This window comes from Streptomyces sp. NPDC002577 (assembly GCF_053594815.1).
In genome coordinates this window covers 164,109-181,214 of sequence record NZ_JBSFWK010000011.1, presented here as the reverse complement: position 1 = coordinate 181,214, position 17,106 = coordinate 164,109, and the positions used below count along the sequence as shown (strand labels likewise).

The window sequence follows — 17,106 nt, the reverse complement described above, 5'->3', positions numbered from 1 at the left end:
TGTCGTGGCCGGTGGGCCCGGGGACGATGAGGTGGGGTAGACCATGAACGCGCCGTACGACGGTGACCGTGGCCAGGGCGCGGGCGGTTACGCATCGTCCGAGGGCATGCCCGCCGGTCCTCCCGAGGAGGGCCAGGTGCCGCCGGTGCCAGCCGCCGACATGTACCTCCAGGACACCTACGCCCAGGATCCGTACCGCGATCAGGACCTCACCGCCCAGGACCCGGTGACGGAGGCGCTCTACGACCGCTCCGCGCACCCTCCGCCGCCTCCCGGCACGTACCAGGAGACGCAGCCGCTCTACGCACAGCCGCCCGCCCCGCAGTACGCCCCCGCCCCCGACCCGCGCATCTGGGCGCAGACACCGCCGCCCGAGCCCGAGGGTCCGAGCCAGCAGCTGCCGTACGGCGACGATGCCCTCACGACCCAGTTCGTGGGCGTCGACGACCTTGTCACCGGGGCCGCAGAGGAGCATCACGAGCCGGACGCCTTCGCGCATCTCTTCCGGGACCAGAGCGGCCCTGGCGGGCACCCTGGCGGCTTCTCCGCCGTCCCGACACCGTCCGCCGGGCCTTCGGCCACGCCCACCACGCCCACGGTGCCCGCGCCCGCCCCGGCTCCTGCTCCTTCTCCTGTCTCCGCACCGAAGAAGACCGGCCGGGCGGCCGGCCTGCTGAAGTCGAGCGCCGTGATGGCGGCGGGCACGATGGTGTCCCGGCTCACCGGCTTCGTCCGCTCCGCACTGATCGTGTCTGCCCTCGGCCTCGGCGTCCTCGGCGACTCGTTCCAGGTGGCCTACCAGCTGCCGACGATGATCTACATCCTGACCGTCGGCGGCGGCCTCAACTCCGTCTTCGTGCCCCAGCTCGTGCGTGCCATGAAGGAGGACGAGGACGGCGGCGAGGCCTACGCCAACCGCCTGCTGACCCTCGTCATGGTGGTCCTCGGCGCCCTCACCGCGCTCGCGATGTTCGCCGCGCCGCTTCTGGTCCGCATGTTGTCGGTGGGTGTCGCCAACAACCCCGCGGCAAACGAGGTCGCCGTCACCTTCACCCGCTACTTCCTGCCCTCGATCTTCTTCATGGGCGTCCACGTGGTGATGGGGCAGATCCTGAACGCCCGCGGCAGGTTCGGCGCGATGATGTGGACCCCGGTCCTGAACAACATCGTCATCATCGTGACGCTGGGCACGTTCCTCTGGGTCTACGGCACCGCGGGTAACTCTCACATGACGGTCGAGACCATCCCGCCGGAAGGCCAGCGGCTGCTCGGCGTCGGTGTCCTCCTCGGCCTCGTCGTCCAGGCCCTCGCGATGATCCCGTACCTGCGCGAGACCGGTTTCCGGCTGCGGCTGCGCTTCGACTGGAAGGGCCACGGCCTCGGAAAAGCCGCGACCCTCGCCAAGTGGACGGTGCTCTTCGTCTTCGCCAACCAGGCGGGCGCGATGGTCGTCACTCAGCTGTCCACGGCGGCGGGTATCGACTCCCCGGTCAAGGGCACGGGCTTCGCCGCGTACGCCAACGCGCAGCTGATCTGGGGCCTGCCGCAGGCGATCATCACCGTCTCGCTGATGGCCGCGCTGCTGCCGCGGCTCTCGCGCTCGGCCCACGACGGAGACACCGGGGCGGTCCGCGACGACATCTCCCAAGGCCTGCGCACCACGGCCGTCGCGATCGTCCCGATCGCCTTCGGCTTCGTGGCCCTCGGCATCCCGATGTGCACGCTGATGTTCGGCACCTCGGGGGAGGGAGCGGCCACCAACATGGGCTACATGCTGATGGCCTTCGGTCTCGGCCTGATCCCGTTCTCCGTTCAGTACGTCGTACTGCGCGCCTTCTACGCGTACGAGGACACCAGGACCCCCTTCTACAACACGCTCATCGTGGCCGCCGTCAACGCCGCGGCCTCGTGGGTCTGCTACGTCGTGCTCCCGGCCCGCTGGGCCGTGGTCGGCATGGCCGCCTCGTACGGCCTCGCGTACGCGATCGGTGTGGGCGTCGCCTGGCAGCGGCTGCGCAAGCGCCTGGGCGGCGACCTGGACGGCTCCAACGTCATCCGTTCGTATGCCCGTCTCGGCATCGCTTCGCTGCCCGCTGCGCTGCTGGCGGGCGCGGCGTGCTACGGAATCACCCAGGGGCTGGGACAGGGTGTCGCCGGCTCGCTGGCCGCCCTCCTCGGCGGCGGCATCGTGCTCCTCGGAGTCTTCTACATCGCCGCACAGCGGATGCGGATCGCGGAGCTCAACTCGATGGTCGGTATGGTGCGCGGACGCCTGGGTCGCTGAACCCCGGGTACGCGCACAACCATCGCCGACCACCGTGTGTCGTGCATAGCGGCGGACTGTGGGCACAATTGGCTTTGGCGTCTGAACAGAGCGCAATGGATGGGGAGGCAGGAACGACGGTGGCGGAACGGAGCACGGCTGCCGTCGACGTGGCAGACAACAGCGGTGATGAGCCGCTGGCCGCCAAGGCGGACGAGGCCACGGCCGACGGGGTGGCCGAGACTGGGGAGCTCAACACAGCGGGCGATGAGACGGACGAGGCGCGCGGGGACATCACCCCGCAGGCTGCCCCGGTCCAGGCCTCGCCACCGGAACTGCACAGCGGCCACAAGCTCGCCAGACGCTACAGGCTCGAGGAGTGCGTCACCCGTTTGGACGGGTTCAGCAGCTGGCGTGCGGTGGACGAGAAACTGCGCCGCGCCGTCGGCGTGCATCTGCTGCCTGCCGATCATCCGCGGGCCCGCTCGGTGCTGGCCGCGGCCCGTTCGTCCGCGCTGCTGGGCGATCCGCGCTTCGTCCAGGTCCTGGACGCGGTCGAGGAGAACGACCTCGTCTATGTCGTGCACGAGTGGCTGCCGGACGCCACGGAGCTGACGACGCTCCTGGCCGCCGGCCCTCTTGAGGTGCACGACGCGTACCAGCTCGTCAACCAGGTGTCCCAGGCCATGGCCGCGGCGCATCGCGAGGGCCTGGCCCATCTGCGTCTGACGCCGAGCGCCGTGCTGCGCACCTCGTCCGGACAGTGGCGGATCCGCGGCCTCGCCGTGAACGCCGCCCTGCGGGGCATCAGCTCCGACACGCCCCAGCGCACCGACACCGAGGCCATCGGCGCGCTGCTGTACGCGGCCCTGACGCAGCGCTGGCCGTACGAGAACGACGCGTTCGGTCTCTCCGGGCTGCCCAAGGACGTCGGACTGATCGCCCCCGACCAGGTGCGGGCGGGCGTGCACCGAGGGCTGTCCGAGCTTGCGATGCGTGCCCTGGTCAACGACGGCGCGACGGCTTCGCGCCAGGAGCCTCCGTGCACCACATCGGAGGAGCTGGTGAAGGCGGTCGGCGAGATGCCCCGCATCCGCCCGCCGGAGCCGGCGTTCACCACGCCACCCGAGTACCAGCGCACGACGTACCAGCAGGGCACATACGCCCGCTCTCAGGCCGTCCCCGGTGCCACCCAGCCGGTGCCGGCACCACCGCCCCCGCTGCAGAGCCGTACCGGCAAGGCCCTCAAGTGGGCCGTGTCCGCCTTGCTCATCGCCGCACTCGGACTCGGCAGCTGGCAGCTCGCGGACGCCTTGATGGACCAGGGCAAGTCCAAGGAGACCCCGCCGTCCCAGACGTCCGGCGACGGCGACAGCGGTGGTGACAAGGGCACGCAGAAGCAGGCCTCCAAGCCCTTCACCATTGAGGGGGCGCAGGAATACGTCGCCAAGGGCGATGCGCAGAATCCCGAGGATGTCGACAAGACCTATGACGGCGACAGCTCGACGTACTGGCGGACCAAGAGCTTCATAGACGGTCCGGAGATGAACCCGGCCTACAAGCCTGGCGTCGGTATCGTCTACGACCTCGGCTCGGAGCAAGCGGTGTCGGCGGCTTCGATAGGGCTCCGGTACGCCGGTGACCACACGACGGTCACTCTGTACGCGACCGACTCGATGAGTTCGTCGACGTCACTCAGCTCGATGAAGAAGATCGGGACCGTGACGACGAGCGGCACCACCGCGAAGGTGACGGCCGACAAGCCGGTGAAGAGCCGTTACGTGCTGGTCTGGTTCACCGCGCTACCGAAGGCTCCCGTCGACCAGTACAGCAGCGCGGGATACAAGCAGGCCGTCACGGACGTGAAGTTCACAGGCTGAGCACTCACCAGGGGGAGGGGGCCCAGTGGTGGACGACGCCGGATACGGCGCAGTAAGTGACCAGGACCTCCTGGCCCGCCACGTCGCGGGGGACAAGGACGCGTTCGGCGAGCTCGTGCGGCGCCACCGTGATCGCCTGTGGGCGGTGGCGCTGCGCACGCTCGGGGACCGCGAGGAGGCCGCTGACGCGGTCCAGGACGCTCTGGTCTCCGCCTATCGGTCCGCTCACACCTTCCGCGGGCAGTCCGCCGTCACGACGTGGCTGCACCGGATCACGGTGAATGCCTGCCTGGACCGGGCACGCAAGGCCGCCTCCCGCAAGACGTCCCCCGTCAACGAGACCGAACGGCTGGAGCTGCTCCTCGAGCCGCACGAGTCAGCGGACGCGCCCGCGGAGCGCAACGACCTCCATCGCCAGCTGTTCGAGGCTCTGCACACCCTGCCCGCGGATCAGCGGGCAGCTCTGGTCCTGGTGGACATGCAGGGCTATCCGGTCGCCGAGGCCGCCCGCATTCTCGATGTCCCCTCCGGAACGGTGAAGAGCCGCTGTGCGCGCGGCAGAGCCAGACTGCTCCCACTGCTCACACATCTGCGGGCAGGAACCGGGAGCAGCGGTGAGAGCGGGAGCAGCGGTGGGAGCCGGGAGCAGAGCAAGAAGCCTGGTGCGGAAAGGAACCGGACGCAGGAGTCATCCGTCCCACCAGCAGCAGAGCCGAAAGACCCAGACGCAGTGAAGGGCGGAGGTGGGCACGCGTGAGTTCCACGACCGGCACGGCCGGGCATCCGGACGTCACCGAGATCTCCGACCTGGCCGAGGGTCTCCTCTCTCCCGCCCGCACTGGCGATGTGCGCCGGCACCTGGAAGGCTGTGCGCTCTGCGCCGATGCGTACGACTCCCTCGAGGAGATCCGGGGCCTGCTCGGCACCCTGCCGGGCCCGCCGCGGATGCCCGACGATATCGCCGGACGTATCGACGCCGCGCTGGCCGCGGAAGCACTGCTCGACGCCACGACGCCCGCGACGGCAGAGACCGTCGTCCATGTTTCACGTGAAACATCGCGCGCGGCCGAGCATGACAGCCCGGCCGACCGGCCGGCAGGACGCCCCCGCGGGGTCACCGGCCCTGGGCGTCAGAGCCAGGTGCGCCCTCGCCGTCGCAGGGCTCTGGTGCTCGGTGCCGTCTTCACGGCAGCCGCAATAGGACTGGGCACCCTGCTGGTGCAGTCACTCGACGGCACTCCGTCGGACGAACCCCTGCAGGCGACAAAGGAACGCGCCGCCAGCGAGCTGACCTTCTCTGCAGGGACGCTGGAGGAGCAGGTGGAGGATCTCATCGGCAAGGGCTCGTCCCCGGAATCCCGTTCTGGCAGCTCCGAGCCCTCTTTCCACGCTCAGACCGATCCAGAGGACACGAAGCCGAACGCGCCCATGCTGAAGCCCTCGCTCCGGGTGCCCCCCTGCATCCGGGCAGGTATCGGTCGCAGCGACGACGCCCTCGGCGTCGAGGAGGGCACCTACGAGGGCAAGAACTCCTACCTCGTCGTGCTCCCGCATGAATCCGATCCCATGAAGGTCTCCGCGTACGTGGTCGATGCTTCCTGCAAGGCTGGGTCGCCGGGCTCCAAAGGCAAGGTCCTGCTCACTCGCTCGTACGCCCACCCCTGACAGCCTCCACGGAACACCGGAACCATCACGCCACGGCACACCTCCCTGTGCCCCACCGTGTACGCCGCCGTGTGCTCGGACACGGAGGGAATGCACGCCCCTTAGGATCCGTTGGGTGGGGTGAGAGCCCGGAAACGGGCTCCACCGGCAGTACCGGCAGTAGTGAAGCAGTCCCCAGAGACGAGGAATCAAGCCGTGAGCGACGTCCGTAACGTGATCATCATCGGCTCCGGGCCCGCCGGCTACACGGCGGCGCTCTACACCGCGCGCGCGTCGCTGAAGCCGCTGGTGTTCGAGGGTGCCGTCACCGCGGGTGGCGCGCTGATGAACACCACCGAGGTGGAGAACTTCCCCGGCTTCCAGGACGGCATCATGGGCCCCGAGCTCATGGACAACATGCGCGCTCAGGCCGAGCGCTTCGGTGCCGAGCTGGTTCCCGATGATGTCGTCTCCGTGGACCTCAGCGGTGACATCAAGACCGTCACGGACACGTCAGGCACCGTGCACCAGGCCAAGGCCGTCATCGTCACGACCGGCTCCCAGCACCGCAAGCTGGGCCTCCCGAACGAGGACGCTCTCTCGGGACGTGGCGTCTCCTGGTGCGCGACCTGTGACGGCTTCTTCTTCAAGGACCAGGACATCGCCGTGATCGGCGGCGGCGACACCGCGATGGAGGAGGCCACCTTCCTCTCTCGCTTCGCCAAGTCGGTGACGATCGTCCACCGCCGCGACAGCCTCCGGGCCTCGAAGGCGATGCAGGAGCGCGCCTTCGCCGACCCGAAGATCAAGTTCGTTTGGGACAGCGAGGTGGCAGAGATCCACGGCGACCAGAAGCTCTCGAGCCTGACGCTGCGCAACATCAAGAACGGCGAGACCTCCGAGCTGCCCGTGACGGGTCTGTTCATCGCGATCGGTCACGACCCGCGCACCGAGCTCTTCAAGGGTCAGCTCGACCTCGATGACGAGGGCTACCTGAAGGTCGACGCACCCTCGACTCGGACGAACATCACCGGCGTCTTCGCCGCCGGCGACGTCGTCGACCACACCTACCGACAGGCGATCACCGCCTCCGGCACCGGGTGCTCCGCGGCTCTCGACGCCGAGCGCTACCTCGCGGCCCTCTCGGACAGCGAGACCGCTGCCGCCACTGTCTGACCACCACCCGCCCCACCGCACAACGATTAAGGAGCCCGCCGTGGCCGGCACTCTGAAGAATGTGACCGACGATTCCTTCGAGCAGGACGTGCTCAAGAGCGACAAGCCCGTTCTGGTGGACTTCTGGGCCGCCTGGTGCGGTCCGTGCCGCCAGATCGCGCCGTCCCTCGAGGCGATCGCGGCCGAGTACGGCGACAAGATCGAGGTCGTGAAGCTCAACATCGACGAGAACCCGAACACCGCCGCGAAGTACGGCGTGATGTCCATCCCGACCCTGAACGTCTACCAGGGTGGCGAGGTAGCGAAGACCATCGTCGGTGCGAAGCCGAAGGCCGCGATCGTGCGCGACCTCGAGGACTTCATCGCCGAGTAAACGGCGGCGCTGTTTCACGTGAAACACGGATGGGCCAGCCCTGTGGGGCTGGCCCATTCGTATGTCTCGGGCCGTGTCGGGTCTCCTTTACAGGGGACGCAGTGCCGGCTCCTTCTGGACGGCTCCGAGCAGCCGGTCCAGGGCCATCTCGACGTCTTCCTTCCACGACAGTGTCGTACGCAGCTCAAGCCTCAGTCGCGGATATGTGGGATGCGGCCGGACCGTCTTGAAGCCCACCGCGAGCAGATGATCCGCCGGCAGCACACAGGCGGGCTCCTTCCACTGTGCGTGCCCGAATGCCTCGATCGCCTTGAATCCGCGGCGCAGCAGATCCTTGGCCACTGTCTGCACCATGACGCGGCCGAGCCCCTGGTCCTGGTAACCGGGGATGATGAACGCGGTCATCAACTGGACGGCGTCCGGTGAGACAGGGCTCGTGGGAAACGCCATGGACCGAGGGACATAGGCCGGGGGCGCGTACAGGGCGAAGCCCACAGGAACGTCGTCAACGTAAGCGACTCGTCCGCAGGAGCCCCACTCCAGCAGCACGGCGGAGATCCAGGCTTCCTTCTCCAGCTCCTGCGTCCCCGCCTTCAGCGCGGCTTGCCCGCTGACCGGATCCAGCTCCCAGAAGACACACGAGCGACAACGCTTGGGGAGATCCGGAAGATTGTCCAGCGTGAGCGGTACGAGCCGACGCCCCATGAAGGCAGTTCCTCACTTCCTTCGCCCGCCGCATCACGGGCGGCTGTCAGAGCGCTCCGTTCCCTGAGCAGACTGCCGACGAACCCGCCGACCGCCCCCAGCCCAAGGCCTGTCGTCACCAGCCCGGTGCGGCTCACCGATCGCATGGCCCCCGCCTCCCCATAAGGTGCCGCCAGATGGATGCGCCAAACCCGTTTCGCATCGTATCCACACAGCGATTGCATCGATACCGACTGAAAGCAAAGAGCAGGCCGTGTTCCGGTACAGACCGGACATGGCCCGCTCTTTCTGCTGGGCAGATCAGATCGTCTACGCCGCTCGACAGCACGCAGCCTTCGTGGAGAGGCTGTGCCTTCGTGGAGAGCCCTCAGCCTTCGTGGAGAGCGCTCAGTCTTCCGTTTCCTCGGATGCGTCCGCGGTGAGGCCGTGCGGCAGAACCGGTCCTTCCCCCGGGGCAAGGGTTCCAAGAATGCGCTCCAGGTCGTCCATCGAAGCGAACTCGACGACGATCTTGCCCTTCTTCTGGCCCAGGTCCACCTTCACCCGCGTCTCAAAACGGTCCGAGAGACGCGTGGCGAGGTCGCTCAGCGCGGGCGAGACCCGGCTTCCGGCACGCGGCCCCTTGGACCTCGCCGTGCTCTTCGGCCGCGAACCCATCAGGGTCACGATCTCCTCGACAGCCCGCACGGAGAGCCCCTCGGCCACAATCCGATGCGCCAGCCTGTCCTGCTCCTCCGAGTCCTCCACGGACAGCAGTGCACGCGCATGTCCCGCGGAGAGCACGCCGGCGGCGACCCTGCGCTGCACGGCCGGCGAGAGCTTCAGCAGCCGGAGTGTGTTGGAGACCTGCGGACGGGACCGGCCGATCCGATCCGCCAGCTGATCATGCGTGCAGTTGAAGTCCTTGAGCAGCTGGTCGTAGGCGGCGGCCTCTTCCAGCGGGTTCAGCTGGGCACGGTGAAGGTTTTCCAGCAGCGCGTCCAGGAGGAGCTTCTCGTCATCTGTGGCCCGAACAATCGCCGGGATGGCGTCCAGTCCGGCCTCACGGCAGGCGCGCCAGCGGCGCTCGCCCATGATGAGCTCGTAGCGGGAGGGCGCCAGCTGCCGTACGACGACCGGCTGGAGAAGCCCGACCTCCTTGATCGAGGTGACGAGCTCAGCCAGGGCGTCCTCGTCGAAGACCTCGCGAGGCTGCCGCGGGTTCGGCGTGATGGAGTCGAGGGGCAGTTCGGCGAAGTGAGCTCCGGCCGGGCTCTGCAGAGAATCCTCCGCAGCGTCCGACGGCTCCGCTGTTTCATGTGAAACAGAGCCCTGCTGAGCCAGCGTGGCCACCTTCGCGGCCGGCACGCCCCGTTCCGCGATCAGGACAGGCACGGTGGAGGATGCGGCCGGTGCTCCATTCGCTGCCGGGGGCATCGGCTTCTCGCCTGTCGGGGCCGCTGGGATCAGGGCGCCGAGGCCACGCCCCAGACCCCTTCGTCGCTCACTCACTGGATCCCCTCCGCCAAATTCTGCTGATCATTCTGAGCGCCCAGGTGGGCATGCTGTGCGTCGTAGTGGATGCCCACCCCGCGCAGCGCGATCTCCCGCGCCGCCTCCAGGTACGAGAGAGCACCGCTCGACCCTGGATCGTATGTCAGCACTGTCTGCCCATAGCTCGGCGCCTCGGAGATACGCACGGAGCGCGGGATGCTCGTGCGAAGAACCTCTTCACCGAAGTGATTGCGTACCTCTTCCGCCACTTGAGAGGCCAGTCGGGTCCGGCCGTCGTACATGGTGAGGAGGATCGTCGAAACGTGCAGGTCAGGGTTGAGGTGTCCGCGCACCAGGTCGACATTGCGCAGAAGCTGGCCCAGCCCCTCCAGCGCGTAGTACTCACACTGGATCGGGATCAGCACCTCGGCACCCGCCACGAGGGCGTTGACCGTCAGAAGCCCCAGAGACGGCGGGCAGTCGATGAGGATGTAGTCCAGTGGCTGCTCATACGCCTGGATCGCCCTCTGCAGCCGGCTCTCCCGCGCCACCAGCGACACCAGCTCGATCTCCGCACCGGCGAGATCGATCGTGGCGGGCGCACAGAAGAGACCCTCGACATCGGGCACCGGCTGGACGACTTCGGAGAGCGGCTTGCTCTCGACCAACACGTCATAGATGGACGGAACTTCGGCATGGTGGTCGATTCCGAGCGCAGTCGATGCGTTGCCCTGGGGGTCGAGGTCGACCACCAGGACGCGTCCGCCGTGCAGAGCAAGCGAGGCGGCGAGGTTCACCGTCGTTGTGGTCTTCCCGACGCCGCCCTTCTGGTTGGCGACCACCATGACCCGGGTCTCCGCAGGCCTCGGCAGGCCCTCACCGGCGCGGCCCAGAGCCTCCACCGCTAGTTGGGCAGCACGACCGATCGGCGTGTCGTCCATCGGGGGTGGTGTTTCACGTGAAACATCCTCCCCCGTGGGTTCGGTACGGGGACCGGGGACCGGGTCGGTCATCGGCCCTGCGATGTTGGCGTCGGACCGCAACGATTCACTCTCCTCGACTACAGGCTCGCAATGAACAGAGCCTCCCATGCTTTCGGGGTCATGAACCAGCGAGGCCCGGTCTTCTGTGGAGGATTCCACGTCTGTGGAAAACTCCGTGCCACTTCCGAGGGACCCGAGAGGCCGACGGTCGCGCGGTTCGGCAGCAGCGCGGCCGCGACTGATGATGCCATGCAGCAGTGAGCGACGTTTCACGTGAAACACGATGCATAGCGGCCCGGTCAGGGCCTGCACGACACTCCGGCTTGCACCGGTTTGGCAGCTTGTGTGGAGTACGGGCCAACCGTCAGCACGCGCCAGGACGGGTCAGCGGCGGCGCCGAGACCGCCCCGTCCGGGCAGCCTTGGCCCGCTTGGCGGCGAACCGTACGCCACCCGGACTCTCACCGACCTCGACACGCACCACTGTGGAGGGCGGATCCACCACGCCGTCCCCTACGTGCAGGACCGAGACGTCGACCGCACCGAGCTTGCTCAGGGCCGCCCCTGCGCTCTTGACCTCTTCCTCGGCGGTGTCGCCCTTCAGGGCGAGCATCTCTCCGTACGGGCGCAGCAGGGGAACGCCCCATGCCGCCAGCCGGTCCAGTGGCGCGACGGCCCGTGCAGTGACCACATGGACGGGGGGCAGCTTGCCGAGGACCTCCTCGGCCCGGCCGCGCACGACCGTCACATGGTCAAGGCCCAGCAGCTCGACCACTTCGGTGAGGAAGTTCGTGCGCCGCAGCAGCGGCTCAAGAAGCGTGATCTTCAGGTCCGGCCGGACGAGGGCCAGCGGGATACCGGGGAGCCCCGCGCCGGAACCCACGTCGCAGACCGTCACGCCCTCGGGCACGACCTCGGACAGCACGGCACAGTTCAGCAGGTGCCGTTCCCACAGCCGGGGGACCTCACGAGGACCGATGAGACCGCGCTGCACTCCCGTATCGGCAAGCAACTCCGCGTACCGCACCGCGTCCGCGAAGCGATCTCCGAATACCGCCCGGGCCTGCTCCGGCGCCGGGGGGAGCTCCGCTGCCTCCGTCACGGGGACCGTCCTTCCGTACCGCACTACCGCAATGGCTGCTGACTATCAGGCTGACAAAGACCGGCCCCGCCTGCGAACAGACGGGGCCGGGACAACAGGGTGCCGATCAGGCAGGGAGTACGACGACGAAGCGCTGGGGCTCCTCGCCCTCCGACTCGCTGCGCAGGCCTGCGGCCTTGACCGCATCGTGCACGACCTTGCGCTCGAAGGGGGTCATCGGCCGGAGCTTCACGGCTTCACCGGTGCTCTTGACCTCGGCCGCGGCCTTGGCGCCCAGCTCGGAGAGCTCCTCACGCTTCTTCGCGCGGTAGCCGGCGATGTCCAGCATCAGCCGGCTGCGATCGCCGGTCTCGCGGTGCACCGCGAGGCGGGTCAGCTCCTGCAGAGCCTCGAGCACCTCGCCGTCACGGCCGACCAGCTTCTGCAGGTCCCGACTGCCCGTGTCGCTGACGATCGAGACAGCGGCCCGGTCGGCCTCGACGTCCATGTCGATGTCACCGTCGAGGTCGGCGATGTCCAGCAGACCCTCGAGGTAGTCCGCCGCGATCTCACCCTCCTGCTCAAGGCGGGTCAGGGTGTCGCCACCCTCAGGAGCGGCGGAGGTGGTGCCTTCCGTCACGGGATGGACTCCTTACTTCTTGGACGGGTGCTTGGGCCGCTGCGGACCCTTGCGCTGTCCGGACTTGGCTTGGCGTTCGGTACCGGCGCCGGACTGGCTGCCCGCCGGCTTGTCCTGGGGAGCGGCGTCCTCAGGCTCGTCCTTCTTCTCCAGCGACGCCTTGGGGGCGGCCTCAGCCTCGGCCTTGGGGGCCGCCTGGGACCCGCCGGACTGGCGCTGGGACTTGGACTGGCGCTTGGGCTGCTGACGCTTCGGAGCGGCGCCGGCAGCACCGGCCGAAGTAACCCCGTCGCCCGACTCTGCGGCCACCGTGGTCTCGCTCACCGCCACGGTGCCGTCGGTCTGCGCGGCAAGGCCGGCCTTGCTCAGGCCGTTGATGAACTTGCGCTCGTACTCGTTGCGGTCGCGGCCCTTGGCGACGATCGCCTTGACGATGGTGCGCTCGCTGCGGCGACGGACCTTGCCGTGGTGCGTGACGTGCTTGGTCAGACGCTCCAGGTAGGCAGCCTGGGCCTTGGAACCCGGGGTCGGGTTGTTGTGGATGACGTACATCTGCTGGCCCATGGTCCACACGTTCGTGGTCAGCCAGTAGACGAGGACACCGACCGGGAAGTTGATACCGAAGACAGCGAACATGACCGGGAAGACGTACATCAGCATCTTCTGCTGCTGCATGAACGGCGTCTTCACCGTGGTGTCGACGTTCTTCGTCATCAGCTGGCGCTGCGTGTAGAACTGCGACGCCGACATCAGGACGATCATGATCGCGGTGACCACGCGGACGTCGGTCAGCGTGGCGCCGAGCTGGGCGACCTTGTCCGCGCTGTCCGTGAACTTCGCCGCGAGCGGGGCGCCGAAGATGTGCGCCTTACGGGCGCTGGCGAGCAGCGGCTCGTTGATGACGCCGATGGTCTTGCCCGTCGCGATGGCGCTGAGCACGTGGTACAGGGCGAAGAAGAACGGCGACTGCGCCAGGATGGGAAGGCACGAGGAGAGCGGGTTGGTACCCGTCTCCTTGTACAGCTTCATCATCTCTTCGGACTGGCGCTGCTTGTCGTTCTTGTAGCGCTCCTGGATCTTCTTCATCTCCGGCTGGAGCGTCTGCATCGCGCGCGTCGACTTGATCTGCTTCACGAAGAGCGGGATCAAGCAGATGCGGATCAGGATCACCAGGGACACGATGGACAGGCCCCAGGCCCACCCGGTGTCGGCGCCGAAGATCGCGCCGTACATCTTGTGGAACTGGACGATGACCCAGGAAACGGGTGTCGTGATAAAGCTGAACAGACTGGCAATCGTGTCCACTAATCAAGCTCCTTGAGCATGGGACGGGGTCTCGGCGGCCGAGCTCGAGGGGTCAGGACGGTGCCCTATGGAAGGCACGCCCTCGGCGGAGGTCCCGCCCTTGCGTTCGCGCCATGCGTTGCGCAGCATTTCGTGCCACCGCGGACGCTTGCGCGGAGGAACATGGTCGACACCGCCGAGCGACCACGGATTGCACCGCAGAATGCGCCAGGCAGTGAGTGCCGTTCCCTTGATCGCACCATGCCGGTCGATGGCCTGGTAGCCGTAGTGGGAACACGACGGGTAGTACTTGCACACCGGCCCCAGCAGCGGACTGATCGTCCACTGGTAGAGCTTGATGAGAACCAGCAGCGGGTACTTCATCGCGCGCCCCCTCCCAGCAGTCTTTGAAAGGCGGCATCCAGGTCTCGGGCCAGCTGTGCATGGTCGGCGTCACCCGCACCGGGCAGCGCTCGTACGACTACCAGGCTACCGGGGGGCAGCTGAGCCAACCGATCACGCATCAGATGGCGAAGTCTGCGCTTCACCGTGTTGCGGACGACCGCACCACCCACTGCCTTGCTCACGACGAAACCCGCACGCGACGGGAAGACACTCTCCCCAGGCGCGTGCGGGTCCGTTGCACCGCTGCGTAGATGGACGACGAGAAGCGGGCGTCCGGCCCGGCGTCCTCGGCGTACCGCGGTCGCGAAGTCCTCGCGCCGCCTCAGCCGATTGTCGGTAGGCAGCACGACGTCATGACCTGTGTGATCAGGCGGACAGGCTGGCGCGACCCTTGCTGCGGCGGTTCGCGAGAATCGCGCGGCCGGCACGGGTGCGCATCCGCAGGCGGAAGCCGTGGGTCTTCGCGCGACGACGGTTGTTCGGCTGGAAGGTGCGCTTGCTCACTCGGGGGCTCCAGAAAAAATCGGGTGGGCGGGGTGTCGCCTGGCTGTCACCGTGCGCCCACGAGTAGCTCGCAATACGCCCGAGTGCACCGCTTCCCGATCACTGATCGTGATCTGTGCCCATCGGAGGCAGGCGGCAGCAGCCATCGACAACTCGACCTGGTTACGGTACGCGGGGCTACGCCATCCGGTCAAACCAGCGGCACCTGAGGGACACTGTCCACAGGCTGGGGACAACAACTTGAACCGTACCGGCCGCCCTGACTACCGTGGCTGGACTCCGATTCGTTCCCCTTCCCCCCCGATTCACATCCCGACCCGTCCCGAGAACCACACGTTCGTGGGACCCGTGAGAGAGCGTGCCCTGTGGCTGACGTACCTGCCGATCTTGCCGCAGTGTGGCCACGAGTACTGGAACAACTCCTCGGGGAGGGCCGCGGTCAGGGCGTCGAGGCGAAGGACGAGCACTGGATCAGGCGGTGTCAGCCGCTGGCGCTCGTCGCCGACACCGCGCTGCTCGCCGTACCGAACGAATTCGCCAAGGGCGTTCTCGAGGGCCGTCTCGCACCCGTCGTGAGCGAGACGCTGAGCCGCGAGTGCGGCCGGCCCATCCGTATCGCGATCACGGTCGACGACTCCGCGGGCGAGCCGCCGGCCCCGCCTTCCTCCACCCGTGATGCCGCCCGGGCGGGGGGTGCTGCACCGCAGCGCTACGAGGAACCCGAGCTTCCCTCCGCCGGCCAGGGCCGCGAGGCGTACGACGGGTACGGCCGGAATCCCTCCGACGATCACACAGGGGGCCTCCGCGATCAGCTGCCGGGCGGCCGCCCGGAACAGCTCCCGTCCGTCCGCCCCGCCTACCCGGGCGACTATCAGCGGCCCGAGCCCGGTGCCTGGCCGCGCCCGGCTCAGGACGAGTACGGCTGGCAGCAGCCGCGGCTCGGCTTTCCCGACCGCGACCCGTACGCGACACCGTCGTCAGCGCCTCAGCACGACTACCGCTCGCAGCCGGGTGACCGCTCCCCGTACGAGCCGTACGAACCGGACCGGACACCGTATGAGTCGGACCGGCAGCGTTACGAGACGGAGCGCGCGCAGTACGACTCGGAACGCCCTCAGTACGAGCAGCAGCGCTCCGAGTACGAGCAGCGCGCCCGCCATGATCTTCCGGACAGGCAGTCGGGGCCGGCCGGGCACGGTGGCCGCACCGGGCCCGGAGGCCACGGTATGCACGGCGGCGGGCCCGGCGGTTCCGCGCTGCCGGCGCCGAGCGGTGCCCCCGGCCCGCTGGCCGCGCAGCCGGCGCCCGCGACCGGCCCCGGCGAGCCCACAGCGCGCCTGAATCCCAAGTACCTGTTCGACACGTTCGTGATCGGCGCCTCCAACCGCTTCGCGCACGCCGCTGCCGTCGCCGTCGCAGAGGCGCCCGCGAAGGCCTACAACCCCCTCTTCATCTACGGGGATTCAGGGCTCGGCAAAACGCACCTGCTGCATGCGATCGGGCACTACGCGCGCAGCCTCTACCCGGGCACACGCGTGCGCTACGTGAGCTCCGAGGAGTTCACCAACGAGTTCATCAACTCCATCCGCGACGGCAAGGGCGACAGCTTCCGCAAGCGCTACCGCGAGATGGACATCCTGCTGGTCGACGACATCCAGTTCCTCGCGGAGAAGGAGTCGACGCAGGAGGAGTTCTTCCACACCTTCAATACGCTCCACAACGCGAACAAGCAGATCGTGCTGTCCTCGGACCGGCCGCCCAAGCAGCTGGTGACCCTGGAGGACCGGCTGCGCAACCGCTTCGAGTGGGGTCTGATCACCGACGTCCAGCCGCCCGAACTGGAGACGCGTATCGCGATCCTCCGCAAGAAGGCGGTGCAGGAGCAGCTCAACGCGCCTCCGGAGGTGCTGGAGTTCATCGCGTCCCGCATCTCGCGCAACATCCGCGAGCTGGAGGGTGCGCTGATCCGGGTGACGGCGTTCGCCTCGCTCAACCGTCAGCCCGTGGACCTCGGTCTGACGGAGATCGTCCTCAAGGACCTGATCCCCGGCGGCGAGGACTCGGCACCGGAGATCACGGCGACCGCGATCATGGCTGCGACCGCCGACTACTTCGGGCTGACGGTCGAGGACCTGTGCGGATCCTCGCGCAGCCGCGTGCTGGTGACGGCCCGGCAGATCGCGATGTATCTCTGCCGTGAGCTCACCGATCTGTCGCTGCCGAAGATCGGCGCGCAGTTCGGCGGCCGGGACCATACGACGGTGATGCACGCGGACCGCAAGATCCGCGCGCTCATGGCCGAGCGCCGCTCCATCTACAACCAGGTCACCGAGCTCACGAACCGCATCAAGAACGGCTGACCGCACGGTCACGAGCACTGACGGGCACGCTCACGAGCGTCTGACGGCACGCTCAGGAAGTGGCTGACGCACGGCTCACAGAGATCCGACGGCGGCGCGCACGCGCGCGTGCAGGGCGTCCAGGGACGAGTTCCCGGGGCGCCCTTCGTCGTTCCACGGCCGTCGCTCGGCTCCCGGGCGGACTCCATGGGTTAGCCCCCTGTTCGATTCAAGGGTCCGTCCCGCCCCTTCTCCACAGAAACGAGGGCTTTCCTTCCTCCACACCCTGGGGACTGCGGAGTTGTCCAGATCGTGTCCACAGAGGAGGTTGTTGAGAGACCATCGAACCAGGCCAGG

Annotated in this window: 16 protein-coding genes; 7 read left to right on the top strand and 9 right to left on the bottom strand. The window is 68.0% G+C overall.

What is annotated here, in order from left to right; genetic code table 11:
• Positions 1–43 precede the first annotated feature (43 nt).
• The 6 genes from murJ to trxA all read left to right on the top strand — a co-directional run bounded on the left by murJ (position 44) and on the right by trxA (position 7,336).
• Positions 44–2,284, top strand: a complete 2,241-nt coding sequence (gene murJ / locus ACWD4J_RS17950; protein ID WP_451396333.1) for a murein biosynthesis integral membrane protein MurJ — start codon at positions 44–46, stop codon at positions 2,282–2,284.
• A gap of 119 nt (positions 2,285–2,403) precedes the next feature.
• Entirely contained in the window at positions 2,404–4,143 is a 1,740-nt protein-coding gene (locus ACWD4J_RS17945) for a protein kinase family protein (protein WP_451396332.1), read from the top strand.
• 25 nt (positions 4,144–4,168) lie between these two features.
• Positions 4,169–4,900 carry an RNA polymerase sigma factor SigM gene (gene sigM / locus ACWD4J_RS17940; protein WP_451396331.1) on the top strand — a complete coding sequence of 244 codons (732 nt, stop codon included), beginning with the start codon at positions 4,169–4,171 and terminating at the stop codon, positions 4,898–4,900.
• Complete coding sequence (locus ACWD4J_RS17935; RefSeq protein ID WP_451396330.1) at positions 4,897–5,808, top strand: anti-sigma factor family protein; 912 nt, start codon at positions 4,897–4,899, stop codon at positions 5,806–5,808. The genes sigM and ACWD4J_RS17935 overlap by 4 nt, the downstream gene beginning before the upstream one ends.
• A 195-nt stretch (positions 5,809–6,003) precedes the next feature.
• Complete coding sequence (gene trxB / locus ACWD4J_RS17930) at positions 6,004–6,963, top strand: thioredoxin-disulfide reductase (RefSeq protein ID WP_451396329.1); 960 nt, start codon at positions 6,004–6,006, stop codon at positions 6,961–6,963.
• A 40-nt stretch (positions 6,964–7,003) separates the two neighbouring features.
• Positions 7,004–7,336 (top strand): thioredoxin, encoded by a 333-nt coding sequence (gene trxA, locus ACWD4J_RS17925; protein WP_067281759.1) that lies wholly within the window; start codon positions 7,004–7,006, stop codon positions 7,334–7,336.
• An 87-nt stretch (positions 7,337–7,423) separates the two neighbouring features.
• Here the strand turns inward: trxA and ACWD4J_RS17920 are convergent, their stop codons facing one another.
• From ACWD4J_RS17920 to rpmH, 9 genes are all read right to left on the bottom strand, one after another.
• Positions 7,424–8,041 carry a GNAT family N-acetyltransferase gene (locus ACWD4J_RS17920; protein ID WP_451396328.1) on the bottom strand — a complete coding sequence of 206 codons (618 nt, stop codon included), beginning with the start codon at positions 8,039–8,041 and terminating at the stop codon, positions 7,424–7,426.
• 387 nt (positions 8,042–8,428) lie between these two features.
• Positions 8,429–9,532, bottom strand: coding sequence for a ParB/RepB/Spo0J family partition protein (locus ACWD4J_RS17915; protein WP_451396327.1), 1,104 nt, complete (start codon positions 9,530–9,532; stop codon positions 8,429–8,431).
• Positions 9,529–10,605, bottom strand: coding sequence for a ParA family protein (locus ACWD4J_RS17910; RefSeq protein WP_451396375.1), 1,077 nt, complete (start codon positions 10,603–10,605; stop codon positions 9,529–9,531). Before ACWD4J_RS17910 ends, ACWD4J_RS17915 begins: the two co-directional genes overlap by 4 nt.
• A 276-nt stretch (positions 10,606–10,881) precedes the next feature.
• The gene (gene rsmG / locus ACWD4J_RS17905) at positions 10,882–11,598 is read right to left on the bottom strand and encodes a 16S rRNA (guanine(527)-N(7))-methyltransferase RsmG (RefSeq protein WP_351291440.1); all 717 of its coding nucleotides are present in this window, start codon (positions 11,596–11,598) and stop codon (positions 10,882–10,884) included.
• A 106-nt stretch (positions 11,599–11,704) separates the two neighbouring features.
• Positions 11,705–12,217 (bottom strand): Jag family protein, encoded by a 513-nt coding sequence (locus ACWD4J_RS17900; RefSeq protein WP_451396326.1) that lies wholly within the window; start codon positions 12,215–12,217, stop codon positions 11,705–11,707.
• A 12-nt stretch (positions 12,218–12,229) separates the two neighbouring features.
• Positions 12,230–13,522 carry a membrane protein insertase YidC gene (gene yidC, locus ACWD4J_RS17895; protein ID WP_451396325.1) on the bottom strand — a complete coding sequence of 431 codons (1,293 nt, stop codon included), beginning with the start codon at positions 13,520–13,522 and terminating at the stop codon, positions 12,230–12,232.
• Between the two features lie 3 nt (positions 13,523–13,525).
• Positions 13,526–13,885: a membrane protein insertion efficiency factor YidD gene (yidD, locus tag ACWD4J_RS17890; RefSeq protein WP_451396324.1), complete on the bottom strand. Its 360-nt coding sequence runs from the start codon at positions 13,883–13,885 to the stop codon at positions 13,526–13,528.
• On the bottom strand, positions 13,882–14,253 hold the full coding sequence (rnpA, locus tag ACWD4J_RS17885; RefSeq protein WP_451396323.1) for a ribonuclease P protein component: 372 nt from the start codon (positions 14,251–14,253) through the stop codon (positions 13,882–13,884). The genes yidD and rnpA overlap by 4 nt, the downstream gene beginning before the upstream one ends.
• Positions 14,254–14,272: 19 nt before the next feature.
• The gene (rpmH, locus tag ACWD4J_RS17880) at positions 14,273–14,410 is read right to left on the bottom strand and encodes a 50S ribosomal protein L34 (RefSeq protein ID WP_005482975.1); all 138 of its coding nucleotides are present in this window, start codon (positions 14,408–14,410) and stop codon (positions 14,273–14,275) included.
• A gap of 365 nt (positions 14,411–14,775) precedes the next feature.
• On the opposite strand from rpmH, the gene dnaA reads away from it, so the two are divergent.
• Entirely contained in the window at positions 14,776–16,770 is a 1,995-nt protein-coding gene (gene dnaA / locus ACWD4J_RS17875) for a chromosomal replication initiator protein DnaA (RefSeq protein WP_451396322.1), read from the top strand.
• Positions 16,771–17,106 lie beyond the last annotated feature (336 nt).